Below are 26,758 nucleotides of genomic sequence, written 5' to 3' on the forward strand. Positions count from 1 at the left end.
CTGCTGCGACAGCTGCCGCAGGGCCGGCACCCAGCTGCAGTCGATGCCTGGAGCGCCGCAGGTACTTGGACCACAAGGCCAGACGCATTTCGTAATGCAGCGCAAGGACCGCGTACGCATCGAGGCGGGGCAATCCCTGCTGCACGCGTTGCGATTGTCCAGCACGGGCGGCAGCCGCCGCGTCGTGGCGGGCTGCTGCAATACGCCGCTCTTCCTGGAGTTCAGCGGTGGCCATTGGCTGAGCCTGTATGGCCTGCTGTGGCCGGCATCGGAAAGACCCGCCGTGGAGATGCGGACGATGGTCAGTGATCTGCCTGACGCGTCTGTCCTTCCAGACGATGTGCCCAACCTGAAGACCCGCTCGCTGCGGTTCTATGCCCGGCTGATGAAGGCCTGGATCGCCATGGGCTTCCGCAGCCCACGCATTGAGGTCGCGGGAGATACCCATGCCTGAGCCCGAGCGGATCGAAATCGAGAGCATCACTACCCCCGGTCACATCCAGCGCGTCGATCGTGGCAAGTACATGGCCATGCGCACGGCCCTGCTGCGTGCATTGCCCAGGCAACCTCCCGGGATGACGGTGGTGCAGGCGAAGCAGGCGTTGTTGCCGCACCTGCCCGCGTCGCTGTTCCCGCAAGGCGCCACGGCGGGTTGGTGGTTGAAAGCCGTGCAGCTGGACCTGGAGGCCAAGGGGGTGATCGAGCGCATTCCAGGCACGCCGCTGCGCCTGTTCAAGCACGTCGCGGCCGGCTGATCAGCGCTGCGCCGGCAGTTCCAGCCGGTGCTTGCGGCACAACCGATACACGGTCACCCGCGAGATCTGCATCTGCCGCGCGCATTCGGAGACGTTGTAGCCGGTCTGGCGCAGGGTCTGCAGCAGCACATCGCGCTCGGCCTGGCCGCGGGCATCGTGCAGCATCGGGCTCGGCAGCGCCTGCGCCGGCTCGCCCAGTTCCAGGTCACGCTCACTGATCAGCTCGCCTTCGGCCATGATCGCTGCCCGTTGCACCCGGTTGAGCAGTTCACGCACGTTGCCGGGCCAGCTGAATCGACGCAGCGCCTGCAGCGCCGCCGGTGCGAAGCCACGCGCTCGCACGCTGTGGCGCAGCCGGAAGCAGCGCAGGAAGTGTTCGGCCAGCAGCTGCACGTCGGCACCGCGCTCGCGCAGTGGCGGCATCAGCAGGCGCAGCACGTTGAGCCGGTAGTAGAGATCACTGCGGAACCGCCCCTGCGCTACCGCGTGCTCCAGTTCGACGTGGGTGGCGGCGAGTACCCGCACGTCCGCCCGCAACGGCTGGCTGCTGCCCACGCGCTCGAACGTGCCCTCCTGCAGCACGCGCAGCAGGCTGGTCTGCGCCTCGGGCGGCAGGTCGCCCACCTCGTCGAGGAACACGGTGCCCCCATGTGCCGATTCGAATACGCCGATCTGGCGCTTGTCGGCGCCGGTGAACGAACCGCGCTCGTGGCCGAACAGCTCCGACTGCACCAGGTTGGCCGGGATGGCACCGCAGTTGACCGCGATGAACGGCTTGCCAGCGCGGCCGGACAGCGCGTGCAGTGCATGTGCCGCCAGCTCCTTGCCGGTGCCGGTTTCACCGGTCACCAGGACCGGCAGTTCAACCGGCGCGAACTTGTGCAGCACCGTGCGCACGGCGTGCAGCGCAGGGCTTTCGCCGATCAATGCGCGCGGCCCTTGTCCCCCGCAGGCGTCATCGGCAGCGGGTTCGTCCGCATCGAACTGTTGGCGCATCGCCGCCACCAGGTCCTGCAGCCCGAAAGGCAGCGTGAACCGCGCAAGGCAGCGCTGCAGCAAGGGCAGCCAGGCAACCGGCGTGGGCCCTGCGCCAGGTGGCAGCACCGCCAGCCACGGCAGATGCGCGTGCTGTTCGATCCATGGCGCCAGCAGTTGCAGGGCCGGTGTATCCAGATGGCGAAGATCCAGCACGGCGAGCAGCCGATCACGCCCGCGCAGGCCGATGGCCATCGCCGGATCGGGATGGATACGGCGCACGTACCAGCCCGCAGCCGCCAGCGCACTGCGTTCGTTCGCCTGCGGCTCGCCGAACCAGAGCACGCAGCGTGACGTTGAAGCCTCCGGGACCGCCGCCATGCTTCCCCCAGCATCCGGACACCGTCGGCGGACTGTCAGGCAATCACCGGCGTGCCGCCCCCCGCCGGGACCTCTACGGCCACCGCGGCGGCCTGTGTTGGGCGGATCCTAGCGCTGCGCTAAACGGCGGCGCAATGAGCGGCGCGTCAAGAAAACACTGGCTGAAGCGGCGTCGTTACAGTCCGCGGCGGCACCTGTAACACCCGTGCGACAGTCGGGCGCCCGCCTTGCCCTGCGGCGCCTGGCGCTGCGCAATCCCAACATTTTTCCCACGCCGCTGTAACAGCCCGGCAGCAGCACCCTGCTCCGTCCAGCGGCTGCCGGCAGGCCGCACAGGCCTTCCGGGGTTGGCACGGTTGATGCGTGGATCCGCCGCACCCATCGCGGGAGATCGGCATGGACGGCACCACCCTGTTTCGCGGCCTGGCCGCAGCGCTGGCAGTGACCTTGCTGACGGTTGGCGCGGACGCCACTGCATCCGGTGCCCGCCAGGGCGTGAAGGCGCAACCGGGCGAGATTGTCCTGTTGCGGGACGTGTCTGCACGGCCGGCCTATCGCATGGCGCCCCCTGGCATGGCGCTGATCGCCGACCCGAAACCACAGCGCGAGATTGCCAGCGCATTGGGCGCCGGTGCCCCGTCGACCGGCATGGACGAACTGAGCGATGAGGACTATGCCGGCATGGGGGCCGGCCAGGCGGCCACCGCCGCGTCGCCGCGTGGCACGACGGTTGAACGGGTTACCCAGCAGGCCCTGGGCGGGACGCTGGGCCGCAGCAGTGACGGCATGGTCGGCAGCAGCCTCGGTGGCGCCCTGGGCGGCCCCCTCGGCGCGGTCGGCAACAGCACCCGCGGCATCGGCGATACCGTGCGCGGCGCGCTCGCCCAGTTCCCGTTGCAGGGCCCGGCCCCGGCAGGTGGCAAGTGAAGCGGGTACGTTGGCTGCTGCTGGTCCTGTTTGCCACGCCGTTGATGGCGCAGGCCGACGACTACAGCGGCATGCTCGCCTACCTCGACGTGGCCCGCATCGACGGTCACGCCCTGGCGGGTGCAAACGGCGCCATCGCGGTGAACCAGGCCGCTGGCGACCTCAACCTGCAGGCCAACCTGCGTGGCATCGCCACGGGCGAACGTGCCGACGTGTCGATCGGCAACCGGCAACTGCAGGGCGGCAACCGCGTGCTGAGCGCACCGGTGCACGCCACCGCCGTCATCGACGGCAACGCGCTGGCAGGCGCCAGTGGCATCGCATCCATCAACCAGGCCAGCGGCATCGCCAACACGACGCTCAACGTCGTCAGCGCGACGCTGGCTCGACAGGGCATACGCGAAACCGACGATACGGCGTTGGCCGCCGAAGGTTCCGCGTTGGCAGGGGGGCGGGACGACGCCGGTCGCGGCGTCGCGACGGGCACCCGCAGCGCTGGTGTCACCAACACGGCGCTGCGGGGATTCGACGGGGTCCTGCAACTCAATCAGATCGCGGGCAGCGGCAACGACACGGCCAATGTGCTGGGCCTGGTCGTGCAGGACCGCCCGTGACAACCACCCAACCGATGCACCACCCGATGAGAGAGAGGGCACCATGAAAGCGACCGTCAAACGGACCATGCTCGCCATGGCGATTGCCACTGCCTCGACCGCCGCTGCGGCCAATGGCTGGGACAACCAGAACGCCAACGCGAACATCAACCACAACCACACCGTCAGCGAAACCCGCAACGACACCCACAACCATACCGACAACGACGTACGCAACCGCACCGTCAACGTCAATGTGCAGAAGCACAGCACCATCCAGGCCGACGAGCGCAAGGAAAAGAACAACCACGGCGTCGACGTGAACCTGGAGAAGGACCTGCGCCTCAGCACCGACGTCAATTTCTCCGGTGACCCCACCATCAGCGGCGACATCGACCTCGACTCGGCGGCCATCGCGGTGATCGACAACCGCCAGTCGATCAGCAACAACGCCACCAGCAACAGCCTGGTCACCAACAGTGCGTCCATCGGTGACAGCGTGGGTGCCGGTGCCTCCGGCAACCTGGGCTTCAACGTGGTATCGGGCGACAACAACGCCCAGGACAACGCCGCCTCGCTGTCCGCTGCCGATGCGTCCTTCAGCTTCGGCATGGCCGACGCCGAGGTGTTCGTCAACCAGGCCGGCTTCGGCAACGCCACCATGAACTCCGGCGTCACCAATGCCGCGGGTCTCAGTGGCAATGCCTTCGGGGGTGCGTCCGGCAACATCGGCGTGAACATCGCCTCGGGCAACAACAACGAGCAGAAGAACGCGCTCGCGGCCTCGGTAGCGACCACCGCAGTGGCGCAGTCGAGCATCAGCTCCAACCAGGTCTCCACCGGCAACACGGTCAGCAACGCCGGCTTCGTGCAGTCCTACACGGATACCGTGCAGGTCGGCATGCATGGCGGCGTCAGCGGCCTGACGCTGGGCTATGGCGCCGGCACCTACCGCGGCACCGGCAACGCCTACCAGATGGCCAACTACTACCTGGATACGTGGAACGGCGCACTGCCGCATCCGGGTGGCAACAGTACCGGCCACATCGACCTGGACAACGAGATCCAGAACGCCACGATGAACCCCAACCGGCCGGGGGTGGGCGGCCTGGGCTTCGATACGCGTGAAAGCGGCACCAGCCAGTTCGTCGAACTGGGCGTGGCCGATCTGTACGCCAGCCTGAGCGGCACGGTCAGCACCACGCGCTGGGTGAACGTCGATGCCACCAACACCTCGGCCTTGTCCGGCAGTGCCTTCTCCGGCGCCTCCGGCAACATCGGCGTGAACGTGGCGGCGGGCACCGGCAACCTGCAGGCCAACAGCCTGGCCCTGGCCGTAGCCCAGCCCAGCACCGGCGGTGGTGGCGGCAACGGCGAGTAAGCGCACCACCCCGGCCGTCCGCCAATGGCCGGGTTCCCGGGAGCCCCTGTCCCTCCTCCCCCTTGGGGCAGGGGCTCCCTCCTGCTGCTGGAGAGCACGATGAGCCGCTACCGCCTCTCGATATGCCTGCTGGCCTGCCTGCTGTTGCTGGGCGGCGCGTCGGCATGGGCGGGCGATGTCCGTTTCGCCGGCGTGCTGCCCAATGGCGCACTGCTGCAGCAGAAAGTGGAAAGCATGCAGGAGCGGCGCTACCGCAACGTGGTGCGGCAGCACACCGATTACAGCTGCGGGGCGGCCGCACTGGCGACCATCCTGCGCCATGCCTACCACCTGGATACCGACGAGGCCACGGTGATCGAAGGGATGATGGGGGTGTCCGATCCGGCGCTGGTGGCCGAGCGCGGTTTCTCGCTGCTCGACATCAAGCGCTACGTGGAGTCGCTGGGCATGCGTGGGCGCGGCTATCGCATCGATGAGGTACGCCTGCGTACGCTTCGCGTTCCCGGTCTTGTGCTGATGGACGTGCGTGGCTTTCGCCACTTCGTGGTGCTCAAGCAGGTGCGCGACGGTGTGGTCGAGGTGGCTGATCCCATCCTTGGCAACCGCAGCCTGGCGCTGCCTGAGTTCCTCGCTGCGTGGCCATCACGTGCCGTATTCGTGGTGATCGGCAGCGATTTCGATCGCAACACGGTCCTGCTGCAACCCAGCGAACGGCCCAGTGCCCGCGCGCTCTACGCGCGGCAGGGGCCGATCACCGATGCCGAACTGGTCGACTTCGGCTTCAGCCACGCCGACCTGTTCTGAAGGAGGCTCCGCCATGTTCCGCCACCCCTTGTTGATGGTCCTGCTGCTGGTGTGCCCCGCCCTGCCCCTGCAGGCGGCGGATGCTGCGCCCGGCCGCGGCCTGAAGGAAATCCCGGATCCCGAACTGAACCTGATGCGTGGCCGCTACACCGTGGGTGGCAATACCGTGGCCTGGTTCGGGGTGACGATGGTCTCGCAGTGGCAGGCCAGCAACGGCAGTGCGCTGCAGGGTGCATTGACCCTGGGCATGGACTTCCGTGGCGGCGGCAGCCCGAAACTGAGCTTCCAGCCCAGCGTGCACGTGACCGCCGCAGATGCGCCGCTGCCGGAGACGCAGGGTCGCCACATCGACAGCAGTGGCCTGGCCAATGCCAGCGGCCTGGTGCAGAGCGTGCAGGTGGCCGGCGATGGCAACGTCGCCCGCAATGCGACCACGCTGGTGGTCCGCAATGGCGCGGTGCCGGCCCTGTCGGGTGACGGTGCGCATTCGCTCAGTGCGCAGGATGCAGGCCTCTCGGCCTCTGCGGTGCTCGACGGCAACCAGGCACGCCTGCTGTTGCAGGTGGATGGCCAGGGCCTGGTCCAGCAATGGATACGCAACGGCAGCGTCGGCCAGGGCATCGCCCTGAACGGTGACGGCCAGATCGCCAGCAACCAGTTGCGGCTGGAGCTGGTGCGGGATACCGCGGGCGGCAACCTGCCGTTGAGCCAGAACGTGGCCCAGGCGATTGCGATGAACCGCGGCATGGGGCCGGGCCGGTAGCACCACGGCACGGCGTTGGGGGAAGCGTTCCACAACGCAGGACACGAACATGCACACCCTGATGAGGATCACCCCGTTGGCGCTGGCGGCGCTGGCGGGCACCGCCTTCGCCGCGCCACCCGCGGCGGACGATGGCGCCGACGTGCAGGCACTGGCCAACCAGCTGGAGCAGCTGAAATCCAACTACGCACAGGAAGTGCGGCGGCTACGCGAACTGGACATGCAGGTGCAGGCGATGCAGGCGCGGCTGAGTGGGAAGGTTGGTCCGATGGCCCCATCCACGGCTACGGCTACGGCTACGGCAGTCGAGCATGGCTCGACTCTACAATCTTCGCCGGGTGGCGAGGGCTACGCCAGCACCGCCGCCGAGGCGCAGCAGGCGAAGCAGGAATCGCGGCGCAGCGTGGATGACGTGAAGCAGCAGCAATCGGCGCTGTTCTCGCGCCGCTTCACCGTCGAGAACAGCCTCACCTACGCCCGTTACGACCGCAAGCAGCTCACCCTCAACGGCTTCCTCGCACTGGACGCGATCTTCCTCGGCAACATCGCCATCGAGAACGTCGAATCCGATTCGCTCACCTACAATCTGGCCGCGCGTTGGGGCGTCAGTCCGAACCTGACCCTCAACCTGGACGTGCCTTACCTGGCGCGGCGCACCGTCTACCAGAAGGGCGGCGCCGGCGGTGCGGCGGCCGCGATCGCGCAGGAAGAAACCAATGGCAACGGCCTGGGCGATATCGGCCTGAGTGCGAATTACCGTTTGTTCGGCGAACGCGGCTGGCGCCCGGAGACCGTGCTCACCGCCGGCGTGACCGCCCCCACCGGGCGCGCACCTTACGGCCTGGACTGGAAGGTGATCGAACGCGACGACGATGACTACATCCGCTTCGCCGTGCCCAAGGAGCAACCCACCGGCAATGGCGTGTGGCAGGCCAACGTGGGCCTGTCGATGGTCAAGACCGCCGATCCGGCGATCCTGTTCGCCAACCTCGGCTACGTGCATTCGTTCCCGCGTGGTTTCAGTGACATCGACAGCAATCCCGACACGGTCAACCCGGGTGACGTGAAGCTCGGCGGCTCGGTCTACTTCGGCGCCGGCGTGGCCTTCGCGTTCAACGAGCGCACCAGCCTCAGCCTGTCCTTCAGCGACCGCATCAGCGCCCGCGCCTCCACGCGTTTCCAAGGCGGCAAGTGGATGAAGGTGATCGGCAGTGATGCCAACGCGGCGTCACTGAATCTGGGCGTGACCTATGCGCTCAACCAGCACACCACGCTGGTCACCCTGCTGGGCATCGGGCTGACCCCGGATGCGCCGGACTTCACCCTGGCATTCAAGATTCCGTACATGCTCTGACCCGCCCGATCCGGCGGCGACGTGGCCGCTGCCCGTCGCCGTCGAATCGCGGCCCTCCTGTGCAGGCCCTGTGTGTGCTCCCGGGCAACCCGCCAGCGCTGGCGATGACGGCGTTGATCATCAGTTCCGCCGTATTCACGCCGCACCTTCACGGTGATCCGCCCGCATTCTCCGTCGATTCCGCCAATCCGGCGGCGACGCCATTTCCTACTCTGGCCCCACGGTGAAGCCCAGGCCGCTGCAGGCAACGCACCGTGAGACTGGATACCACGCACTTCCACCCTTTCGCAGGAGCAGGACATGGCATTTCCAACCGCGGTAAACGACCAGATCACCGATTCGGTCACCCAGGCCAACACCAAGGTGCTGGGCGACGCGCCCGCCGTGGCGGTGGGCAATCTCTACCAGGCCACCGCACAGGCGCTGGCCAATGCCGCCCACAACGCCACCAACGCGCAGCAGCAGTCCTACGTGACCGCGCAGTCGGCCACCACCATGGGCGTGGCCACGCTGTACTCGATCGATACCGCCACCACAGCGGTAGCGAGCAAGGAGATCCTCAGCACCCGCGTCCGCGGCCTGGGTTCCTGATCCGTCGTTCCGTAGCTGACCCGCCAACCCCAAGGAGATCGATATGGCATTCCCGACCGCTGTAAACGACCAGATCACCGATTCAGTCACCCAGGCCAACACCAAGGTGCTGGGCGACGCGCCCGCCGTGGCCATGGGCAATCTGTACCAGGCCACTGCACAGGCGCTGGCCAACGCCGCCCACAACGCCACCAATGCGCAGCAGCAGTCCTATGTGACGGCGCAGGCGGCCACCACCATGGGCGTGGCCACGCTGTACTCGATCGACACCGCCACCACCGGCGTGGCCACCAAGCAGATCCTCGGCGCGTGATGCGCCGGCAGGCAAGGAGCTGAGCCATGGCATTTCCCACGGCCGTCAACGACCAGATCACCGACTCGGTCAGCCAGGCCAACCTGCAGGTGCTGGGCGTGGCGCCTGCCACGGCAATGGGCACGCTGTACCAGGCCACCGCGCAGGCGCTGGCCAATGCCGCCCACAACGCGACGCTCGCCCAGCAGCAGATGTATGTCACGGCCCAGGCCGCGACCACGATGGGCGTTGCGCTGCTCTACGCCGTCGATACCGGCGCCACCGGCGCCGCCACCCGGAAGATTCTCGGCTGAATCCATTGAGTGCCGGCAATCTCCGATCCTGTAGTGCTGTCCATCCTAGGAGCTTCCACCATGGCATTTCCCACCGCCGTCAACAGCCAGATCACCGATTCGGTCTCGCAGGTCAACACCAAGGTGCTTGGTGATGCGCCGGCCATCGCAATGGGCAACCTGTTCGTGGCCACCAGCCAGGCGCTGTCCAACGCCGCGCACAACGCCACCAACAACCAGCAGCAGTCCTACGTGACCATGCAGGCGTCGACCACCCAGGGGGTGTCCACGCTGTATGCGATCGACACCGCCTCCAACGGCGTGGCCACCCGCGAAATCCTGGGCCTGCGCTGACGTGTCGGCCCGGCGTGACGCCAACCACCGCGCCCCCGCTCAGGGCGGCGTCACGCCGGGCCCCTGATCGATGGCCGCATCGCCCGCCACCGGCTACCTGCTGGCAGCCACCAGCGCCGGATCCGGTGTGGCGATCGCCCTCGCCCCCTCGTTCGCGATGTCCGCCACGTACCTGGCGATGGCCGACAGCCTCGGCCTTGCCATGCAGAACGCGGTGGCCAACCAGCAACGCGGCCAGGTAACCGCCGGCGCAAGCCTGGCGCAGGTCCTGGCCCTGATCATCCAGAAGGGAGCCGTTCCGTCATGAACAGTGAGAACACCGTCAACAGCCAGATCGTCGACAGCGTCACCGCTGCGTCGACCCTGCTGGTGGCCCAGGGGCCGGCGCAGTCCTTCAGCATGCTGGACATGGTGATGCTGGAAACGCTCGGCACCGCCATGCACAACGCCGTCGCGCGCCAGCAGGGTGCGGGCATGGTCAGCAACGCAGCGGTCACCGCCACCTGCGCGAAGATGATCAATGCCCCCTGGCCGGTGCCGCCGCCCGCGCCGGAACCGCCTCCGCCGCCACCGCCGCAGGTGATTCCCCTGCCCGGCCCGGTGCCGGCGCCCCCTTCGCCTGCGGCGGTGATCGCCGCAGCCACCGCAGAAGGAAAGACCGCCATCAGCGTCCTGCAGGCACAGACCCATGGTGCCACCGCCGACGCTGCGGCCGCTACCAGCAGCCTGCATGCGCTCCAAACGCTTGCAGGCAATGCGGCAGTGCCCGCGCCCGGTCCTGCGCCCGACCCCGCGTCCGGTCCGGATCCGGACGCAGGTCCCGCCCAGGATCCCGCGCCAGACTCCCCTTCCCCGGCCACAGGCGACGCTGACGCCGGGGCCTGACACCGCGCAGGCCGCCTGCGGCCGCACCCGCCCATCAAGGAGCCCGTATGGACCCGAGCTACGTCAACGCCCAGGTCATCGATGTGATCAACCATGTGCAAACGGCCACCATGTCCGCGTCCGTGGTGAAGACCAGTGGCGCCGGCAAGGCCTACCAGTCGGTGGCCCAGTCTGCGGCGATCGCCGTGCAGGATGCCGCCGATGCCCTGCGCAATGTCTCTACCATTGCGACCACCGCCGCCGGCGTGGCCATGGCCCAGTACCTGGCGACGGGGGACGAAAAGTATGCAAGGGTGCTCACGCAGGCGCAGACCATGATGCAGGGGGCCACCGACGACTTCACCCGGGTCGGCAGTGCCGCTGCGACCGTCCTCAAGGATTTTCCGGCCCAGTGAGGCCGCCAGGAGAGCCACGCATGAGCGTTTTCATTGCCGGTCGTTCCATCCCCCAGGCCAACCTGATCAGTCAATCCTGCAGGCATGTCCTTCAGTTCATCGACGGCGGCGAGCACTGGCTGAAGTGGGCCATGGAATCGCATGAGCACCGTTACGCCTTCGCCGACGAGGGCGCGATGCTTGATGGTGTGCAGCAGGGCCTGCATGGTTCACGCATGACCTGGTTGCCGCGCATCGGCCTGCAGATCGGCCCGATCAAGCTGCTCAGCCTCGGTAGCAGCGATCTCAGTGCTTTGCGCCACATGGAGTTTGACGAAGAGACACGCCTGTCGCACAGCGAGGCACAGGGCGTACTGGCAAGGCACCGGCTGCTGACCAATACCGAACTCGGTGCGTTCCGGCCCTTCCTGGCCTCGATCGGCGCAGCCGATGCGCCCCTGCTGCAGCAGCTGGATTTCCGTGAATCGGTGGCGCTCCACCACCTGGCCGGTGAGGTGGGAATGTCCAGCGCAGGGCGCGATGATCTGGCCGACGCCGCCCGCTTCGCGCTGCTGCACGCGCGCCGGCCCATTGAGTTCGCCGACTATTTCCGTTTCTACCAGCACGTAAGCGCAGGGGGCGGAAGCAGCGAGCAACGAATGAATCGTGCCACCCGCGCGTTGCAGCAACTGCTGCCGATGCTGTTCGACTTCCTGGACGGGCCGCAGCTGCCACAGCTGCCGTCGCCGGAGCAGGTGCGCGAGGCGATTGCCGCAAGCCTGGCCGCGAACCGGCAGATCGGTTATGCACGCATCTCACTGGCCGCCCAGCAGATGGCATTGTGCTTCGACAACAGCCCCGACCTGCTGCGGGATGACCACGGCCTGCGCGAAGCCGCGCAGTGGCAGCTGCGCGATGCGCAGGAATTCCTCAACGAACACCCGGTCTCGCGTGGCCAGCTCGGGCAGGATGGTGCCAGCGTGCAGTTCGCGGTCGATGGCTCCAGAGGGCAGGCGCTGATACAGGTGGAGGACAATGTGATCACCCTGCAGGACTACCGCCGCTCCCGTCACTACCTGGGCGATGAAGCGCAGGTGGGCTACCGGGCGGGTACGGTGTGAACCCGCCTCCAGCGCCGGGAAGCGATGGCGTGCAGGCAGCAACGGAGGCGCTCGCCTCGGCAGCCGGCGCGGCCGTTGCTGCCGGACGCCTGGCGGCCCGGCAACAGGCGCAGAAGATCCTGGCCGATGCCCAGGCGGCATTGCGCCATATCCTGGGGGAACGTGACGACGGTGTTCCCCCCTCATCCCCAGCAGGAGCACCGACGATGACCTTCCCGACCCCGCTTCCCGGCATGCCCACCCCCGCCTATCCGGCGGGAAAAACCCCAATGGAGATCGCCCAGGAACTCGCGGACGCCGCCATGGCCGCCAGTGAAAAGGGCATCTGCGCCGCGATGGAGGTTTCGCAACGCGCGGTCGAGGCCGCCAACCAGGCTGCCCGCCGTGCGGACGAAGCCGCCGAACTGGCCGTCCAGCGCGCTGCTGAAGCCAACGCGCGCTAACGCCTGGCCTGCCACCCCAACGCCCCGGGCAGGCCCGCGCCTGCACCGGGGCGATTTTTTTACTGGTCCGCCGTTCGCCGGTAGCTGCGCGGGCTGACCCCCACCACGCGCCGGAAACTCTTCTCGAAGTGGCTCAGGTCACCGAAGCCGACCTGCAGTGCGACATCGGTAATGCGCAGGCGTTGCCCATCCCGCAGCAGCCGCTTGGCATGCTCGATACGCAGTTGCTGCAGCAGCAGCTTGAAGGTCGTGCCCAGCTCGCTGCGGAACAGGAAGCCGAGGTGCGACTGGCTCACATGGGCCTGGCGAGCGAGGTCGCCCAGGGTGAGCGGCTCCGCGGCATGGTCCCTCAGATAGGCCAGGGCACGTTTCAGGCCATCGTGCAGGCCTTCCTGTGCCGTTGCCGCCGCCGCTGCGGCGACATCGCGCCCGTTGTCCTGCGTTGCCGGCGTGTCCATGCGGGCCTCGGCCCCTGCGTCGGCGCCAACGGAATCATCGGCGGCCATCAACCCGGGGGCATGCCGCAGCACATCCTCGCGGCGGATGCTCCGGCCGCCGGTCATGACCGCCAGGCGAACCACCACGCGCTCCATTTCCAGAAGGTTGCCCGGCCAATCGTGGCTGCGCAGCGTCTGCAGTACGTCCTCGCTGATTACCTGCGGATTGAAGCCATGCATCTGCAGTGAGCGCGCAACCAGTGCGCCGATGTCCTCGGTGCGCTCGCGCAGGGGAGGAACATCCACCGTCAGGAACTCGAGGCCGGCCAGCAGCGCCCGCGAGAACAACCGGTCGCGCACGCGTTGCTCCAGATCGGCGCTGGTGGACGCGATCACCCGGATGGCCTGTGCCGCACCCGCCTCGCCCGATGCAGGCTGCAGGCCACGGATGCAATGCGAGAGCTGTCCCTGCAGCGCCACCGGCAACTCGTCGACTTCGTGGAAGTACAGGGTGCCGCCACGCGCGTGACGGAACCAGTCCGAGGGTTCCTCCTGGGGATGGGCGCAGTTCACCTCGATGAAGGGCCCCCGCCGCAGCGGACTGCCGCTGTGCAGTGCGGCGGCCAGTTCCATCTTCTCGGTACCGAACTCGCCGCGCAGCAGCACAGGCAGTGAACTGGCGGCAGCGCGCTCGATGAATTCCTCCAGCCGCTTCAGCGCATCACAGGTACCCACCAGCAGCAACGGCCGGCTCAGCGCCTGCTCGGCCCACGCCTGTGCTTCGTATCGCTTGATCAGGTGCGCGCAGCGATGCGCGAATGCTTCACCCAGTGCCAGCGCACTGCTGTCCAGCCGCCCCGCCTGCGTTTCCAGCTGCAGCTCGCCCAGCACTTCACCGGCATAGCGGATCGGCAGACGCTGGCTGGCGCCGGTTTCATCGTCCGCGTCCGCCATCGGGGCCCCGTCCGGATGGCCTGCACCGGAACCGCGCAGATGGACGCGGCCGCCTCGCACTGCATGGTGTTGCGAAAACTCCTTCACGAACGCGCCCAACAGGTCGGGCAAGGACCGGTGGGGTCGATAGGCGCGCTGCAACATCTCACTGACTTGCCTGTGCATTGAAACTCCCCTTTCGAATGGCAACCCGCTGCCGTTGCAGCGGGCGATCGCGCAATGGGTACCGTGCGGCTTCACTGCGTGATGCTGCGACGCCCCCGCCGCGCCTCGCGCCAGCCACAGCACACGCAGGTGAACGTGCACACTGTCCGCCCCCATGCCCCCAGGGGGTTGCCGTCGGTAGGTCGACGATGCGGACGTCGGACGGATCCCGGTTCCCCGCGCGCAGACACGCGCATTCGCCTCCGGGATTATCGAAAGCGAGTTTCATGAAAATCGTGATGATAATCACGTGAATATCCGGGATTATCTTTCCCTGCGATGCAGCACAGGGCGTGGTGAACTGCATGTGTTGCGCGCAACCTGCCCTTCGCCGATCTGCGGCATGATGGGCGCCTTGCCATGATCGGGAACCTGCCATGCCATTGGGATTCATCGGCCTGGGCGTGATGGGCACGCCGATGGCGGGCCACCTCGCGCGGGCCGGGCACGTCGTGCCGGGCTGGTCCCGCTCCGGTCGCAACCACGAAGCGGCACGCATCGCCGGCGTACAGCCCGTCACGCAACTGCAGGATGTGTTCTCTGCATGCCGCACCCTCGTTCTCATGCTGGCCAACGACGAGGCCATCGACAGCGTGCTGGGGCGGAACACGGCGACCTTCCCTGCCCGCGTTCACGGCCGCCTGGTGATCAACATGGGCACCAGCTCGGCGGCGTATTCGCAGGCGCTGGACGAACAGATCCGCGCGGCGGGTGGACGTTACGTGGAGGCACCGGTCTCCGGCTCGCGGGTGCAGGCCGAATCCGCGCAACTGGTGGTGATGCTGGCCGGTGAGGATGCCGACGTTGCGGAGGCCTCGCCCCTGCTTGCGCCGCTGGGCCGGCAGTGCATTGCGTGCGGCCAGGTGCCAGCGGCGTTGCGCATGAAACTGGCGGTCAACCTGTACCTGATCACGCTGGTCACCGCACTGGGCGAGGCCGTGCACTTCGCCGAACACCACGGCATTGCCCTGGCGCGCTTCGCCGAAGTGCTCAACGCCGGGCCGATGGCCAGCGAGGTATCGCGGATCAAGCTGGACAAGATGATCCGCGGGGACTTCGCGGTCCAGGCCTCGATCACCGATGTTCTGAAGAACAGCGGCCTGGTGGCCGGTGCCGCGCGGGAGGCGGGCATGCACGCCCCCCTGATCGACGCCAGTGATGCACTGTTCGCGCGGGCGCAGCAGATGGGGCTGGGCGGGCTGGACATGGCGGCTGTACTGCAGGCGATCCGGGGCCGCCCGCCGGCCACCGGCGGGGCCTGATCCGGATTCATCTTCCGGCACCACAGTGGTCCCTGCCCGCTGCTATATTCAGTCCAGCTCGGCAGGCATGGTGCCTGCCCTCGAATCACAGGGAGTTGGACATGGGTCTGGTACAGGCGGTGAAGGGTGCGGTCGGTGGTGTGCTGGCCGACCAGTGGAAGGACTTCTACACCGTGCCGACAGGCCTGCCCTCGACGGCGGCCCTGTTCGCGGCGGTGCCGCAGGGCACCAACGCCGGGCGCGGCTCCAACACCAGCGGCTCGTCCAACATCATCACCAACGGCTCGAAGATCATCGTGCCGGAGGGCTATGGCCTGCTGCTGTTCCAGGACGGCGCGATCACCGCGTTCGTCGCCGAACCGGGTGGCTACGAGTGGCGTTCGGACGATCTGAACTCGCAGTCGATCTTCGCCGGTGACGGCCTGGTCAGCACCTTCATCAAGCAGAGCTGGGAGCGCTTCAAGTTCGGCGGCCAGCCGGGCTCGCAGCAGGCGGCCTACTTCGTGTCGCTGAAGGAGCTGCCGGACAACCGCTTCGGTACCCAGTCGGAAATCTACTGGGACGACGGCTTCCTCAACACCCAGGTGGGTGCGGTCACGCGTGGTTCGTACACGCTGAAGATCGTCGACCCGATCCTGTTCGTGAAGAACTTCGTGCCGGCCAGCTATCTGCGTCCTGGCCAGGTATTCGACTTCACCGATCTGGACAACGCCGCCGCCAGCCAGCTGTTCAATGAAGTGGTCGGTTCGCTGGCCCCGGCCTTCAGCCTGTATACGAACGACCCGGGCAAGGGCAACCGCATCACCAAGCTGCAGCAGGACTCGCTGGGCTTCGCGCAGAGCCTGTCGGCCGCCGTCGAACAGGGTTACCAGTGGAAGTCGGACCGCGGCCTGGCTATCGTCAAGACCGCCATCGTCTCCATCGAGTACGACGCCAATACCCGCGAGCTGCTGAAGACCGTGCAGCGCGCCGATGCCCTGTCGGGCTCGCGCGGCAATTCCAACCTGCAGGCCAGTGTCGCCCAGGGCATCCAGTCGGCCGGCGAGAACGGCGGCGCGGCCGGCCTGGTCGGCGTCGGCATGGCCTCGGGCATGTTCGGTGTGGGTGGCATGCAGCAGCCGGTCACCCCGGCCGCTGATGACCCGGTCGCCAAGCTGAAGAAGGCCAAGGAAATGCTGGACCTGGGCCTGATCACCCAGGGCGACTATGACGCCCTGAAAGCCAAGGCACTGGGCCTGTAACAGCAGGACGCACAACGAACATGTCCGATCCCCGAAACGGCCCACCGCCGCTGCCCGGATCCGCGCCCGCGACGCCGCCGCCCTTGCCGGCGGCGTCGTTGGATGGGCCCGGTTCGCCGCAGGACGTCCCTCCCCTGCCCGGCAGCTTCCCGCTGGACACCTCGAAGCTGCCGCAGGCCATCCGCGATGAAGTGGAAGCGCCCGATCCTGTGGCCATCGATACGTCGGCCAGCGAGCTGAAGGACGGCCTCAACCGCTGCCCGAAGTGCGGCGCCACCGACATCCGGCCCAAGGCCGGTACCGACATCCTGGTCTGCCTGTATTGCCGTCACGAATGGCATGGCGCACGCGTGGAGGAGGAATTCGGGCTGGGCGAGGCCATCGACCAGCTGCGCGGCACGGTCATCGCCTCCGGCGCACGTGACATCGACGCCGACACCTCGGCGCTGATGACGTTCAAATGCACTGGGTGCGGTGCCGAGGTGACGATCAATACCGAAAGTACGATGACGGCGCGCTGCCACTGGTGCCGCCATGTGTTCGGCGTCAACGAACAGATCGCCAACGGCGCGGTGCCCGATGCGGTGCTGCCCTTCCATATAAAGAAGGACGATGCGGTCGCGCGCATCCGCCAGTTCGTCGACAAGCGCCGCATGTTCGCGCTGAAGGCGTTCAAGGACCAGTTCACCCCGGAAAACGTGGTGGGCGTGTTCCTGCCCTACATGATCGTCGACAGCAATGTCAGCGCGGCGGTGGCTGGCAAGGGCGAGATCCAGACCCGGCAGTACACCGTGGGCAGCGAGAAGAACAAGCGCACGCTCTACGACGCCGATGTCTACCAGATCGAACGCCAGGTGGACTTCACCGTCGATGACCTGCCGCTGGAATCCTCGGCAGAGCGCGGCAATCTGGATACCCGCGCCAACACCAACAACATCATCAACACCATCCTGCCGTTCGATACCAAGAACGCGGTGAAGTGGAACGCTTCGTACCTGGCCGGCTTCACCTCTGAGAAGCGCAACCTGGACGTGGAGAAGCTGCGGCCGCGGCTGGAAGACCAGCTGCTGTCGATCGCCCGCTCGCAGGTGGAAGGTTCGGTGAAGCGCTACAACCGTGGCGTGCGCTGGGAACAGGAACAGCTGGAGGTGCATGGCACCCGCTGGGTGTCGATGTACCTGCCGGTGTGGTTGTATTCGTACCACCAGCCCGGCAAGAACGGCGGCATGCTGCACTACATCGCGGTAAACGGCCGTACCGGCGAAACCATGGGCAGCGTGCCCGTGCAGCAATGGAAGATGCTGCTGGCGGCCCTGGCCACCGGCACCGTCATTGAAGCCCTCGCAATTGCCTTCCTGGTGGCATCGACATGAGCGACGACAGTGGCCTCTGGCTGTTGGCGGCAGGTCCGGCCGGCGCAACCGCGCTGTACTGGGCGCTGTACCGCTATTACCGCAACACCGACAAATCGCACTCCTTCGAGCACGAGACCGAGATCGAGGCCAAGCCGGTCACCGGCTCGGACCAGCAGGTGGGCCGGGTCACCGGCACCGAGGAAAAGCGCATCCGCGGTGACAATGTGTACGAGTACCGGAAACGGGTGGTCAGGGTGAAGCCCGACCCGTAACGCCAGGCCATGCCTGGCTGATCGGCGACGCCGCAACGACGACGGTGAACAGCTTCAGCCGGGCACATGTGTACGCGCCTGCGACTGTGGTCTGCTTCGCAGATCAGCCCTGCTTGCCCTGCCTATACTACCGCCGCTTCCACCCCGGCCATCGTTGCACCTGCCGGTGGAAGCGGCGGGGCTGGATGTCCCCGTCGGGCCGGCCGCCACGCTGCCGCCGGTCCTGCCAGTGATTTGTAACCCGATGCGGTTCAACCAATCACCAGGGGGAAGGCTATGCGCTACACACGTCGTGATTTTCTTGCCACCACCGCCAGCGCTTCATTGGCGTCTCTGGTCGCACCCGGGGCCTGGGCCAGCGGTGCTGAGCCGGCCGGCAAGGCCGCACAGGCACGCTACCACCGCTACAACGTCACCAGCCCCGAAGGCCAGCGCATGCTGGCCAGCTATGCACGCGGCATCAAGGCCATGCTGGCATTGCCGGCAGACGATCCACGCAACTGGTTCCGCAACGCGTTCGTGCACCTGATGGACTGCCCGCATGGGAACTGGTGGTTCTATGTCTGGCACCGTGGCTATGTCGGCTACTTCGAACAGACCATCCGCACGCTCAGTGGTGATCCGCAGTTCGCCATGCCCTACTGGGACTGGACCGAGCTGCCACGGATTCCCCCGGCGATGTTCGACGGCGTATTGACGCCCACTGACAGCGCCTATGCGCCGTATACGCGCAACCTGGCAGTCTTCACCCGGTTCATGCGCCCGGCGCTGCAGCGCTACTGGGACACGCTGGATGCAGGCCAACGCGGCCAGCTCAAGTTCCGCGGCTACCTCACTGCGGACGATGTCTGGAACGATGTGACCGGCTACAGCGTCGCGGAAAAGACCGGCATCTCGGGCAATGCGGCGTATGCGATCACCTGCGGTGCCCGCTATCTGTGGCGCGAGAATCCCGGCTTCGATGCAAAGACCGCTTCGGCCGTGTCTCCCGATACCATTCACGCAGGGCTGTCGCCGGTCGAGTTCTACAACGACGATGTCAGCCGCAGCTTCACCAGCTCGCGCACCGCCTCGCACGTGGTGCAACCGGACGGCGCCACGAAATTCTCGGTGCTCGAAGGCTTCCCGCACAACAAGGTGCACAACTGCATCGGTGGCGTCGGCGCGGTCGATCCCGGCCCCTACGGCAACATGACCAATTTCCTGTCACCACTCGATCCGATCTTCTACCTGCACCACGCCAACATGGACCGCCTGTGGGACGTCTGGAACCAGCTGCAGCAATCCCGCGGCAAGCCGATCATGCCCGTCAATGTCGACCAGCGGCGCCAGTTCATGAACGAACCGTTCCGCTTCTTCGTCGATGCACAGGGCAAGCCCGTTGGCGAGCGTCCGGCCAGCGCATTCTTCTCCACCACGGCTTTCGACTACGACTACGTCTACGCGCGCCGCAACGACCTGCTGGAGGCGGCCACGCTGCCAGCAGCTGCCGGCGCGGTGCGGCTGGTGCACGGTACGCGCGCCGATGGTGCGGTGCGCGTGGCCGTGCCCAATGAAGCGGTGCGCGCGCACCTGGCCACGTCGGCCCCACGCCAGTTGATTGCCGAAGTAACCCTGGAGCGACCACGCGGTTTGAACAATACGCGTGAGTTCGACGTGCTGATCAACGCGCCCGCCGGCACCACCTCCGTGGCTGCCGACAGCCCGTACTACGCCGGCACCGTATCGTTCTTCGGGCCGACCATGGCGGGGATGGACCACAGCCATCCCACCACGTTCGCGGTGCCACTGCCGCAGAAACTGGGGACCCTGCAGGCACTCAGCGCGGCCGATGGCGGAACGACCACGCTGGAGATCCGCCTGGTCGCGTCGTCCGGCCAGGAACCGCAGACGTTCCCGGTGCTCGACGCCGCCATCCTGGTTGCGCCGCTGCAGCCGTGATGATGCACGGCAGGTGCCGGCGCGGTCCGGCACCTGCCTTCGGCCTGGCAGTCCTCAGCCTGCCTGCCCCAGCCGCACCTTCAGCTGCTGGATCTCCTGTTCGCTGACGCCGATCGATTTCAGGTAACCCTCGGCACCACTGTACTGGCTGTGCAGTGCCGCCAGGAACTGTTCCATGTTGTCCGGTGCGGTACCGGACATGCCGGCCATCTTGCGGGCGATCTCGGGGTTCTGCTTGATCAGCGCCATGATCTGCGCGTTCATCGCACTGTCCTTCGGCTGCCCTTCCAGGTAGTGCGCGGAGATCGCGTAGTTGTGCACGATCTCGGCCTTCGGCACGCCCGCCAGGTCCAGCAGCAGGCCGGCGATGATGCCGGTGCGGTCCTTGCCGGCCGTGCAATGGAACAGCACGGCGCCATCCTGCTGCGCGGCGATGCGCTGGAACACCTGCTTGAACTGCGGCTGGCTGTGGCCCAGCCACTGCACGTAGGCTTCGCCCAGCGAATCGGGGAAGCTGCTCATCATCTTCTGCAGGTCCATCTTCTCGGTGCCCATCAGCGAGATGCGCTGGTAGTCGAAGCGATCATCCCTGGCCAGCAGGTCCGGCGACTGCGCTTCCTCATCCGCGGTGCGCAGGTCGATGTCCAGCTTCACGCCTGCAGCGGCCAGGGCATCACGGTCGGCATCGGTGAGGCGACCGAGGTCGGCGGTGCGCACGAACGCATCGGCCGGAATCGGACCGTGGCGGCCCTGCAGGCCGGCGAAGGTACGCACGTTCCAGGCCCCCTGCAGCGGGATCACCCGCTGCGCATCGGCAGCCACCGGCTTCACGTTGGCAGCGGCCGTCGGCTTTGCGGCGGTGGCCTGCGGTGCATCGGCCGCAACGGCGGTCACGGCCAGCGGCAGGCTGAGCATCAGGGCCAGGGCAAGTTCGGTAGAGCGGTGCTTCATGGGGTTCTCCGTTCGAATCAGAAGTTGACGGCCACATCCAGGCCGAAGGTGCGCGGATCGTTGAAGATGCCGGTCTGGCCCAACGCCGGGCTGTTGAGCTTGTAGAACAGGTGCTGCTCATCCAGCAGGTTGCGCGCCCACAGCGAGAACGACATGGTGGTGCCGGTGCTGTTGACCGGAACGTCCACCAGCGCCACCCGTGCATTCACCACGAACGAGCTGTCGGTCAGCATCTGGTCGTACTCGCTGGTGTAGTAGCCATCGGACCAGTTGCCGTCCACATGGAATTTCAGCGCCGAGAAGTTGGCGAATGGCACCAGATAGTCGACCGAAAGGCTGCTCGCGTTCTTCGGCGCCAGCAGCGGCTGCACGGTCACCTGCACGCCAGCGCCGAACGGGTCGGTCGCGGTCTGCGCATCGATCTTCGTGTAGGCGTAGTTGAGGCCGAGCGTGAGGTTGTCGATCGGCATCACGTTGAACTCCAGCTCCGCGCCACGCGACTTGCCATCGCTCAGCGCATTGGTGGTGACCATCGTGGTGCGGGTTTCGCCACTGTTCGGATCGAACGGCAGCGAAAAATCCATCTGCTTGTGCGCGATGGTCGAATCGAACACGGCCAGGTTCAGGCGCGCGCGGTTGTCCCAGAACTGCGATTTGAAGCCCAGCTCATAGGCGGTCACTTCTTCCGGACCGAACGCGGTGTAGTTGGTCGAGCGCGAGTTGGCACCGCCGGCCTTGAAACCGGTGCTGTACCTGGCATAGACCATCGCGTGCTCGCCGAGGTCGTAGGCGATGTTGACCATCGGGTCGAAGCGGCTCCAACGGTCCTTGAAGGCGAGATTCGTCGCCGTGCCGTTGACGATGTACAGGCTGCCCTTCTTGTCATCCCGGGTGTAGCGGCCGCCGGCGGTCAGGTGCAGGCGCTGCAGTGCTTCCGGCGTCCACGTGGCCTGGCCGAACACACCCAGGCTGTCGGTCCACGCCTTGCTGGCGCGGTCGATGCGCACGCGGGAAAGATCCAGCGGATTGGTCGCCGGGTTCACCGTGTAGCTGTTGCCACCCGGCCCCCACACCAGCATGTTCGGGGTCTGCGCATTGTCACCGGCGGTTTCGTGGTAGTAGAACGCACCGCCGAGGAACTGCACCTGCGAGGTGTTGCCGATCAGCTGGAACTCCTGGCTGTACTGGTGCTGGTAGACCTGCGCCAGGCTGTAACGACCGAACGGCGTGCCGGCGCCACCATAGGCCGAAATCGCATCGACCAGGCCCATGTCGAACTGGCCCTGGGTGAGTTCGCGGTAGGAACTGATCGACTTCAGCTCCAGGTTGTCATTCAACACCCACGACAGGTTCAACAGATGGCCACTGGTGCGGCCGATGTTGTCTTCCTGCGGTCCACCGAGGATGGCGCTGTCAAGGCGGTCCAGGCTGGCACCCGCCTTCTGCAGCGGGCTGAGATAGGCGCCCGGCACCAGCACCTGGGTGTGGTACGGCGTAGTGGCGTCGTAGGAGCGGTCGAACGCGTACAACAGCGAGAAATCATCGCTCGGCTGCCACAGCGCACTCAGGCGAGCGCCGCGCTTGTCGTAGCTGTTGAAGTCCCGCTCGCCGCGCATCGGGTTGTCGGTGGTGCCACCGCGCTTGGCCTGCACGGCGTCGATCTTGAAGCTGACATCGCCCACCTTGGGCAGGTCCAGGTGCAGCGCACTGTTGTAGCCGCTGAAGTTGGACACGCCGGCGCTGACGCTGCCGCCGAATTCACCGGTGGGCGCCTTGGTCACGATGCTCACTGCGCCGCCTTCGGTATTGCGGCCGAACAGCGTGCCCTGCGGGCCCTTCAACACCTCGATGCGCTCCACGTCGTAGAGCATGTTGCCCAGGCCCTGTGCGCGGCCCATGAACACGCCATCGACGTAGATGCCGACGCCGGCATCGCGGGCCGGCTGGTTGGCATCGCCGGAGGCGCCGATGCCGCGAATGCCGATGTTCAGCGCCGAGCTGCGGGTAGCGAATGGCGTGACCCGCAGCGATGGGATGGAGCCATCGGACAGGCTGCCCAGCGAAATCGCGCTGCGGTCCTTCAGCGCTTCGGCATCGACCACCGATACCGAGATCGGGGTCTCCTGCAGGTTGGTGGCGCGTTTCTGCGCAGTCACCATCACCTGGTCGAGGGCGACCACGCTGCGCGCGGCATCGGCGGATGTGGCAGCGTCGGCGTTGGAACTGTCTTCGGCATGGGCCAGCGCCGGCAGCGCGGCGGCAATGGCGAGGGTGAGCAGCGGGCGGTGCAGCAGGGCGTGGCGCATCGGACTCATTCGCGGAAGGAGAAGGCCGGCGCAGTCTGGGAGGCGGGAATTACAAATGAATGACCGTTCATTCACACCTTTTGTGACGTACTATCCCGCCTCTGGACGCCCTGACCTCACGCAATGACGCCGAAAACCGCCGTAGCCGCACCCGCTGACGCCCCAGCCGCCGCCCATGCCGAAGCCCAGCGCCGGCGCATCCTCGATGCAGCCCAGAAGTGCTTCATCACCCGTGGTTTCCATGCCGGCTCGATCGGCGATATCGCTGCCGAGGCCGAGATCAGCCAGGGGCTGATGTACCGCTATTTCGCCAACAAGCGCGCCCTGATCCTGGCCCTGATCGAGCGCCAGCTGCGCCACGACCAGGCCTCGATCAGCGAGATGCCGCCGGCGTCCGATCTGGTTGATGGGCTGCTTGAGTGCTACCAGCAATGGGCGCGCGGCGAAGTGCTGCCGATCCACGGCAATGCCATCGCCAGCGTGGCGCTGTATGCGGAAATCAACGCCGAGGCGCATCGCGACCCGGTGCTGGCCGGGGTGCTGCGCACCCATGACAAGCAGACCAGCGCCGCGATCCATGCCTGGCTGCGCCAGCGCGATGCCGATCAGGGCCGGATCGTGGACGAAGAGCAGATTGCCGGGCGCACCCTGCTGCTGCGGCTGCTGGTGGAAGGCCTGGCCATGCGTGCTGTGCGCGACCCGGACCTGCCGCCGGAACGGGTACGCGCCCTGCTGGCGGATGCGATTGGCCGTGTGATGGGGTAGTGCCGGCCCATGCGCCCCCACCATTGCGGCTGCCGGCGGAAGGCCCCGTGATGCCTGCGTTGCGCCTCCTGCCGGCCGATCGACCGGTAGTGCCGGCCGCTGGCCGGCATCTGCAGCACCCCGGCGTCACGCGGTTGCCGGCCAGCGGCCGGCACTACCCAGCCCATGGGCCCCACCATTGCGGCTGCTGGCGGGCGGCCCCGTAATGCCTGCGTTGCGTCGCCTGCCGGCCGATCGATCGGTAGTGCCGGCAGCTTCACCGCGAGGCCGCCACACTGCAGGCTCCTTCTGCTACGTGAGCCTCAGCCGTGCTGGATGGGTTGCCCGATCATTGGAAAATTCTTCCGCGTCGCTTCTACCAGCGCCCTTCTACCGACGTTGCGCCGGAGCTGCTCAACAAGCTGTTGGTACGCAACGATGGTCGCGCGGCCCGCATCGTCGAGGTCGAGGCCTATGCCGGCAGCATCGATCCGGCCGCGCACTCCTATCGCGGGCAGACGCCGCGCACCGCCAGCATGTTCGGCGAGGCCGGCCATCTGTATGTGTACTTCACCTACGGCATGCACTGGGGCAGCAACGTGGTCTGCGGCCACATCGGTGAAGGCGTGGCCGTCCTGCTGCGCGCCGCCGAGCCGTTGGCGGGGCTGGAACGAATGCGCGAACTGCGCCCGGCAGCCCGACGTGACCATGATCTGGCCAGTGGCCCCGGCAAGCTCTCGCAGGCCTTCGGGCTGGACCGCAGCTTCGATGGCGCAGACCTGGTGACCGGCAGCCACGGCATCGTCATTGCCAGCGATGGCCTGCCTCCCCCCAGGGATCCGGTGGTCGGGCCCCGCATCGGCATCACCCGTGCGGTGGACTTTCCCTGGCGCTGGCATGTTCGCGACCACCGTCACGTTTCGGTGCGTCCCTCGCGCGGGCCCCGCAAACCCTGACCGGGATGCGTCACGTCGGCATCACCCCGTCGTGGCGATACATAACGCGGTACGCACTAGCGTAGTGCCCGACAGCCGCCGAAGCCGCCCTCGCCACCCTGCCCTGAAAAGCGCCATGGACGAAGCCGAACGACTGCTTGAACTCGACCGCCTGCATCTGCTCGACACCCCGCCAGAGCCCGTTTTTGATGCGATCGTCGCCGCCGCCCGCGCCGCCACCGGCATGACCATGGGGCTGATCTCGGTGGTAGCCGACGAGCGGCAGTGGTTCAAGGCCAACATCGGGCTGGAAGGCGTCAGCGAAACCGCACGCGAGATTTCGTTCTGCACGCACGCCATCCAGCAGGACGCGCTGTTCGAGATCCCGGACGCGCGCCAGGACCCGCGATTCGCCACCAATCCGCTGGTCACCGGTGGCCCTCGCATCCGTCACTACGCAGGCATCTCGCTGGGCTCGGCGCACGGCGCGCGCATAGGAACGCTGTGCCTGCTCGACCCGATGCCGGGTGTGCTGTCTCCCTCGCAGCGCGAATTGATGGTGCATCTTGCGCGGGTCACCACCCAGGTACTGGAGCAGCGCAGCACGCTGATGGCGCAGGTCGGCCAGGCCAAAGCCCTGCATCGTGAACTGAAGCGCAGCGAGGATTTCCTGGAACGCACCAACCGTGCGGCGCGGGTGGGCGGCTGGGAAATGGACCTGGCCAGCAACGAAGTGCGCTGGACCCGCGAGACCAAGCAGATCCACGGCGTGCGCAGCAATTTCGAACCGACGCTCGACACCGCGCTCTCGTTCTATCGCGAGGACAGCCGCAACATCATCCGCACGGCGGTGCAGCGCTGCATCGATGAAGGCACGTCGTGGGAGGTGCAGTTGCCGATGACCACCGCCGACGATCGGGCCATCTGGACCCGTGTGGTTGGAGGGCGGCAGCAGGTCGATGGCCGACCGCGACTGGTCGGCGCCATCCAGGACATCACCGAGGAACGTGCCGCGCTGGATGCCCTGGAGGCCAGCGAAACCCGCTACCGGCGGCTGTTCCACTACAGCCTTGGCCTGATCTGCACGCATACGCTGGATGGCGTGCTGACCTCGGTGAACCCGGCGGCCGTGCAGTCGCTGGGCTTCGATGAGAGCTACATGATCGGGCGCAGCCTGTGCGACCTGATGCCGCCGGAGAAACGGGCCGCCTTCAAGGCGTATCTGGGACGCATCGCGGTCAACCACACCGATGCCGGCGTCATCGAGCTGATCGCCGCCGATGGCACCCGCCATTTCTGGGCCTATCACAACGTGCTCGACAGCGAGGCCCATCCCCCATACGTGCTCGGCCATGCCCAGGACGTCACGGCGCTGCGTATGCAGGAGCAGCAGTTGCGCGAGATGTCCTTCAAGGACCCGCTCACCCAGAGCTACAACCGCCGCTTCCTGCCACGCCTGGACGAACTGAACGACCAGCCCTGGGCCTGCCTGATGTTCGATCTGGATCATTTCAAGCAGATCAACGACACCCAGGGCCATGCGCGGGGTGACACGGTGCTGGTCGAGTTTGCCGCCTTCCTGCGTGCCCCGCTGGGTGCGGCGGAGAATGTGGTGCGCATGGGCGGCGACGAATTCATGGTGGTGCTGACCGCGCCGGAACCGGGACGGCTGGCCGCACTGGAGCAGTGGTATGTGCAGCAGGCGGGACAGTCGCCCACACCGTTCTCGCTCGGTTCGACCCACCACACCCCCGGCGAATCGGTGGCCGATACCCTGCAGCGTGCCGACAGCCGCCTGTACCGCGAGCGTGCACGCGTGCGCCAGCATCCCCGTCCGGAGCCTTGACACGTCCGCCGGTGTACCGGCGCC

At 66.9% G+C, this 26,758-nt stretch carries 29 protein-coding genes; 25 read left to right on the top strand and 4 right to left on the bottom strand.

Annotated elements, in window-relative coordinates:
- Positions 1 to 94: 94 nt before the first annotated feature.
- Both AB1281_RS09350 and AB1281_RS09355 read left to right on the top strand, forming a co-directional pair.
- Positions 95 to 454, top strand: coding sequence for a hypothetical protein (locus AB1281_RS09350; protein WP_430345691.1), 360 nt, complete (start codon positions 95 to 97; stop codon positions 452 to 454).
- Positions 447 to 755, top strand: a complete 309-nt coding sequence (locus AB1281_RS09355; protein ID WP_430345692.1) for a DUF6958 family protein — start codon at positions 447 to 449, stop codon at positions 753 to 755. The genes AB1281_RS09350 and AB1281_RS09355 overlap by 8 nt, the downstream gene beginning before the upstream one ends.
- Here AB1281_RS09355 and AB1281_RS09360 read toward each other — a convergent pair whose 3' ends face one another.
- Entirely contained in the window at positions 756 to 2,111 is a 1,356-nt protein-coding gene (locus AB1281_RS09360) for a sigma-54 interaction domain-containing protein (RefSeq protein WP_430345693.1), read from the bottom strand.
- 396 nt (positions 2,112 to 2,507) lie between these two features.
- Between AB1281_RS09360 and AB1281_RS09365 the strand changes: the two genes are divergently transcribed.
- The 15 genes from AB1281_RS09365 to AB1281_RS09435 all read left to right on the top strand — a co-directional run bounded on the left by AB1281_RS09365 (position 2,508) and on the right by AB1281_RS09435 (position 12,286).
- Positions 2,508 to 3,038, top strand: a complete 531-nt coding sequence (locus AB1281_RS09365) for a hypothetical protein (RefSeq protein WP_430345694.1) — start codon at positions 2,508 to 2,510, stop codon at positions 3,036 to 3,038.
- A 44-nt stretch (positions 3,039 to 3,082) separates the two neighbouring features.
- Positions 3,083 to 3,652, top strand: coding sequence for a hypothetical protein (locus tag AB1281_RS09370; protein ID WP_236251624.1), 570 nt, complete (start codon positions 3,083 to 3,085; stop codon positions 3,650 to 3,652).
- 43 nt (positions 3,653 to 3,695) lie between these two features.
- Complete coding sequence (locus AB1281_RS09375; protein WP_119006305.1) at positions 3,696 to 5,012, top strand: adhesin; 1,317 nt, start codon at positions 3,696 to 3,698, stop codon at positions 5,010 to 5,012.
- Between the two features lie 99 nt (positions 5,013 to 5,111).
- Entirely contained in the window at positions 5,112 to 5,816 is a 705-nt protein-coding gene (locus AB1281_RS09380) for a C39 family peptidase (protein WP_430345695.1), read from the top strand.
- Between the two features lie 13 nt (positions 5,817 to 5,829).
- Positions 5,830 to 6,579 (top strand): hypothetical protein, encoded by a 750-nt coding sequence (locus AB1281_RS09385; protein ID WP_164118726.1) that lies wholly within the window; start codon positions 5,830 to 5,832, stop codon positions 6,577 to 6,579.
- A 49-nt stretch (positions 6,580 to 6,628) separates the two neighbouring features.
- Entirely contained in the window at positions 6,629 to 7,933 is a 1,305-nt protein-coding gene (locus AB1281_RS09390) for a transporter (RefSeq protein ID WP_164118728.1), read from the top strand.
- Positions 7,934 to 8,233: 300 nt separating this feature from the next.
- Positions 8,234 to 8,524, top strand: coding sequence for a RebB family R body protein (locus AB1281_RS09395; RefSeq protein WP_005416648.1), 291 nt, complete (start codon positions 8,234 to 8,236; stop codon positions 8,522 to 8,524).
- A 43-nt stretch (positions 8,525 to 8,567) separates the two neighbouring features.
- On the top strand, positions 8,568 to 8,837 hold the full coding sequence (locus tag AB1281_RS09400; protein ID WP_005416649.1) for a RebB family R body protein: 270 nt from the start codon (positions 8,568 to 8,570) through the stop codon (positions 8,835 to 8,837).
- A 26-nt stretch (positions 8,838 to 8,863) separates the two neighbouring features.
- Positions 8,864 to 9,130 carry a RebB family R body protein gene (locus AB1281_RS09405; RefSeq protein WP_006446865.1) on the top strand — a complete coding sequence of 89 codons (267 nt, stop codon included), beginning with the start codon at positions 8,864 to 8,866 and terminating at the stop codon, positions 9,128 to 9,130.
- A gap of 60 nt (positions 9,131 to 9,190) precedes the next feature.
- Positions 9,191 to 9,463 (top strand): RebB family R body protein, encoded by a 273-nt coding sequence (locus AB1281_RS09410; protein WP_005416651.1) that lies wholly within the window; start codon positions 9,191 to 9,193, stop codon positions 9,461 to 9,463.
- 70 nt (positions 9,464 to 9,533) lie between these two features.
- Entirely contained in the window at positions 9,534 to 9,770 is a 237-nt protein-coding gene (locus tag AB1281_RS09415; RefSeq protein WP_005416652.1) for a RebB family R body protein, read from the top strand.
- Positions 9,767 to 10,348 (top strand): RebB family R body protein, encoded by a 582-nt coding sequence (locus AB1281_RS09420; protein WP_430345696.1) that lies wholly within the window; start codon positions 9,767 to 9,769, stop codon positions 10,346 to 10,348. The genes AB1281_RS09415 and AB1281_RS09420 overlap by 4 nt, the downstream gene beginning before the upstream one ends.
- A gap of 47 nt (positions 10,349 to 10,395) precedes the next feature.
- A complete protein-coding gene (locus AB1281_RS09425; RefSeq protein WP_049445054.1) occupies positions 10,396 to 10,743 on the top strand; it encodes a hypothetical protein in 348 nt (115 codons plus the stop codon).
- A 20-nt stretch (positions 10,744 to 10,763) separates the two neighbouring features.
- A complete protein-coding gene (locus tag AB1281_RS09430; protein WP_049445052.1) occupies positions 10,764 to 11,843 on the top strand; it encodes a hypothetical protein in 1,080 nt (359 codons plus the stop codon).
- Between the two features lie 29 nt (positions 11,844 to 11,872).
- Complete coding sequence (locus tag AB1281_RS09435) at positions 11,873 to 12,286, top strand: hypothetical protein (RefSeq protein WP_259337381.1); 414 nt, start codon at positions 11,873 to 11,875, stop codon at positions 12,284 to 12,286.
- A 59-nt stretch (positions 12,287 to 12,345) separates the two neighbouring features.
- Here AB1281_RS09435 and AB1281_RS09440 read toward each other — a convergent pair whose 3' ends face one another.
- Positions 12,346 to 13,842: a helix-turn-helix domain-containing protein gene (locus tag AB1281_RS09440; RefSeq protein WP_430345697.1), complete on the bottom strand. Its 1,497-nt coding sequence runs from the start codon at positions 13,840 to 13,842 to the stop codon at positions 12,346 to 12,348.
- A 416-nt stretch (positions 13,843 to 14,258) separates the two neighbouring features.
- Here AB1281_RS09440 and AB1281_RS09445 point away from each other — a divergent pair, with 416 nt between their 5' ends.
- From AB1281_RS09445 to AB1281_RS09465, 5 genes are all read left to right on the top strand, one after another.
- The gene (locus tag AB1281_RS09445) at positions 14,259 to 15,143 is read left to right on the top strand and encodes an NAD(P)-dependent oxidoreductase (RefSeq protein ID WP_430345698.1); all 885 of its coding nucleotides are present in this window, start codon (positions 14,259 to 14,261) and stop codon (positions 15,141 to 15,143) included.
- A 101-nt stretch (positions 15,144 to 15,244) separates the two neighbouring features.
- Positions 15,245 to 16,384, top strand: coding sequence for an SPFH domain-containing protein (locus AB1281_RS09450; RefSeq protein WP_014037270.1), 1,140 nt, complete (start codon positions 15,245 to 15,247; stop codon positions 16,382 to 16,384).
- Between the two features lie 20 nt (positions 16,385 to 16,404).
- Positions 16,405 to 17,757: a TFIIB-type zinc ribbon-containing protein gene (locus AB1281_RS09455; protein WP_430345699.1), complete on the top strand. Its 1,353-nt coding sequence runs from the start codon at positions 16,405 to 16,407 to the stop codon at positions 17,755 to 17,757.
- Positions 17,754 to 18,011, top strand: a complete 258-nt coding sequence (locus tag AB1281_RS09460; protein WP_014037272.1) for a hypothetical protein — start codon at positions 17,754 to 17,756, stop codon at positions 18,009 to 18,011. Before AB1281_RS09455 ends, AB1281_RS09460 begins: the two co-directional genes overlap by 4 nt.
- A gap of 276 nt (positions 18,012 to 18,287) precedes the next feature.
- A complete protein-coding gene (locus AB1281_RS09465) occupies positions 18,288 to 19,952 on the top strand; it encodes a tyrosinase family protein (RefSeq protein ID WP_430345700.1) in 1,665 nt (554 codons plus the stop codon).
- 54 nt (positions 19,953 to 20,006) lie between these two features.
- On the opposite strand, the gene AB1281_RS09470 is transcribed toward AB1281_RS09465, so the two are convergent.
- Together AB1281_RS09470 and AB1281_RS09475 are read right to left on the bottom strand one after the other, a co-directional pair.
- Positions 20,007 to 20,903, bottom strand: a complete 897-nt coding sequence (locus tag AB1281_RS09470; protein ID WP_430345701.1) for a tyrosine-protein phosphatase — start codon at positions 20,901 to 20,903, stop codon at positions 20,007 to 20,009.
- 17 nt (positions 20,904 to 20,920) lie between these two features.
- Positions 20,921 to 23,209, bottom strand: a complete 2,289-nt coding sequence (locus AB1281_RS09475; RefSeq protein WP_430345702.1) for a TonB-dependent receptor — start codon at positions 23,207 to 23,209, stop codon at positions 20,921 to 20,923.
- A gap of 123 nt (positions 23,210 to 23,332) precedes the next feature.
- On the opposite strand from AB1281_RS09475, the gene AB1281_RS09480 reads away from it, so the two are divergent.
- The 3 genes from AB1281_RS09480 to AB1281_RS09490 all read left to right on the top strand — a co-directional run bounded on the left by AB1281_RS09480 (position 23,333) and on the right by AB1281_RS09490 (position 26,734).
- Complete coding sequence (locus AB1281_RS09480) at positions 23,333 to 23,974, top strand: TetR/AcrR family transcriptional regulator (RefSeq protein WP_430345703.1); 642 nt, start codon at positions 23,333 to 23,335, stop codon at positions 23,972 to 23,974.
- A 308-nt stretch (positions 23,975 to 24,282) separates the two neighbouring features.
- On the top strand, positions 24,283 to 24,909 hold the full coding sequence (locus AB1281_RS09485; protein WP_430345704.1) for a DNA-3-methyladenine glycosylase: 627 nt from the start codon (positions 24,283 to 24,285) through the stop codon (positions 24,907 to 24,909).
- A 115-nt stretch (positions 24,910 to 25,024) separates the two neighbouring features.
- Positions 25,025 to 26,734 carry a sensor domain-containing diguanylate cyclase gene (locus tag AB1281_RS09490; RefSeq protein WP_430345705.1) on the top strand — a complete coding sequence of 570 codons (1,710 nt, stop codon included), beginning with the start codon at positions 25,025 to 25,027 and terminating at the stop codon, positions 26,732 to 26,734.
- The last annotated feature ends 24 nt before the right edge of the window (positions 26,735 to 26,758 follow it).

Source organism: Stenotrophomonas sp. NRRL B-14846 (genome assembly GCF_050473585.1).
Taxonomy (GTDB): Bacteria; Pseudomonadota; Gammaproteobacteria; order Xanthomonadales; family Xanthomonadaceae; genus Stenotrophomonas.

Coding starts and splice junctions, on each gene's coding strand:
- AB1281_RS09350 (WP_430345691.1), top strand. CDS start 95: ATGCAGCGCAAGGACCGCGTACGCATCGAGGCGGGGCAATCCCTGCTG.
- AB1281_RS09355 (WP_430345692.1), top strand. CDS start 447: ATGCCTGAGCCCGAGCGGATCGAAATCGAGAGCATCACTACCCCCGGT.
- AB1281_RS09360 (WP_430345693.1), bottom strand. CDS start 2,111: ATGGCGGCGGTCCCGGAGGCTTCAACGTCACGCTGCGTGCTCTGGTTC.
- AB1281_RS09365 (WP_430345694.1), top strand. CDS start 2,508: ATGGACGGCACCACCCTGTTTCGCGGCCTGGCCGCAGCGCTGGCAGTG.
- AB1281_RS09370 (WP_236251624.1), top strand. CDS start 3,083: ATGGCGCAGGCCGACGACTACAGCGGCATGCTCGCCTACCTCGACGTG.
- AB1281_RS09375 (WP_119006305.1), top strand. CDS start 3,696: ATGAAAGCGACCGTCAAACGGACCATGCTCGCCATGGCGATTGCCACT.
- AB1281_RS09380 (WP_430345695.1), top strand. CDS start 5,112: ATGAGCCGCTACCGCCTCTCGATATGCCTGCTGGCCTGCCTGCTGTTG.
- AB1281_RS09385 (WP_164118726.1), top strand. CDS start 5,830: ATGTTCCGCCACCCCTTGTTGATGGTCCTGCTGCTGGTGTGCCCCGCC.
- AB1281_RS09390 (WP_164118728.1), top strand. CDS start 6,629: ATGCACACCCTGATGAGGATCACCCCGTTGGCGCTGGCGGCGCTGGCG.
- AB1281_RS09395 (WP_005416648.1), top strand. CDS start 8,234: ATGGCATTTCCAACCGCGGTAAACGACCAGATCACCGATTCGGTCACC.
- AB1281_RS09400 (WP_005416649.1), top strand. CDS start 8,568: ATGGCATTCCCGACCGCTGTAAACGACCAGATCACCGATTCAGTCACC.
- AB1281_RS09405 (WP_006446865.1), top strand. CDS start 8,864: ATGGCATTTCCCACGGCCGTCAACGACCAGATCACCGACTCGGTCAGC.
- AB1281_RS09410 (WP_005416651.1), top strand. CDS start 9,191: ATGGCATTTCCCACCGCCGTCAACAGCCAGATCACCGATTCGGTCTCG.
- AB1281_RS09415 (WP_005416652.1), top strand. CDS start 9,534: ATGGCCGCATCGCCCGCCACCGGCTACCTGCTGGCAGCCACCAGCGCC.
- AB1281_RS09420 (WP_430345696.1), top strand. CDS start 9,767: ATGAACAGTGAGAACACCGTCAACAGCCAGATCGTCGACAGCGTCACC.
- AB1281_RS09425 (WP_049445054.1), top strand. CDS start 10,396: ATGGACCCGAGCTACGTCAACGCCCAGGTCATCGATGTGATCAACCAT.
- AB1281_RS09430 (WP_049445052.1), top strand. CDS start 10,764: ATGAGCGTTTTCATTGCCGGTCGTTCCATCCCCCAGGCCAACCTGATC.
- AB1281_RS09440 (WP_430345697.1), bottom strand. CDS start 13,842: ATGCACAGGCAAGTCAGTGAGATGTTGCAGCGCGCCTATCGACCCCAC.
- AB1281_RS09445 (WP_430345698.1), top strand. CDS start 14,259: ATGCCATTGGGATTCATCGGCCTGGGCGTGATGGGCACGCCGATGGCG.
- AB1281_RS09450 (WP_014037270.1), top strand. CDS start 15,245: ATGGGTCTGGTACAGGCGGTGAAGGGTGCGGTCGGTGGTGTGCTGGCC.
- AB1281_RS09455 (WP_430345699.1), top strand. CDS start 16,405: ATGTCCGATCCCCGAAACGGCCCACCGCCGCTGCCCGGATCCGCGCCC.
- AB1281_RS09460 (WP_014037272.1), top strand. CDS start 17,754: ATGAGCGACGACAGTGGCCTCTGGCTGTTGGCGGCAGGTCCGGCCGGC.
- AB1281_RS09465 (WP_430345700.1), top strand. CDS start 18,288: ATGCGCTACACACGTCGTGATTTTCTTGCCACCACCGCCAGCGCTTCA.
- AB1281_RS09470 (WP_430345701.1), bottom strand. CDS start 20,903: ATGAAGCACCGCTCTACCGAACTTGCCCTGGCCCTGATGCTCAGCCTG.
- AB1281_RS09475 (WP_430345702.1), bottom strand. CDS start 23,209: ATGCGCCACGCCCTGCTGCACCGCCCGCTGCTCACCCTCGCCATTGCC.
- AB1281_RS09480 (WP_430345703.1), top strand. CDS start 23,333: ATGACGCCGAAAACCGCCGTAGCCGCACCCGCTGACGCCCCAGCCGCC.
- AB1281_RS09490 (WP_430345705.1), top strand. CDS start 25,025: ATGGACGAAGCCGAACGACTGCTTGAACTCGACCGCCTGCATCTGCTC.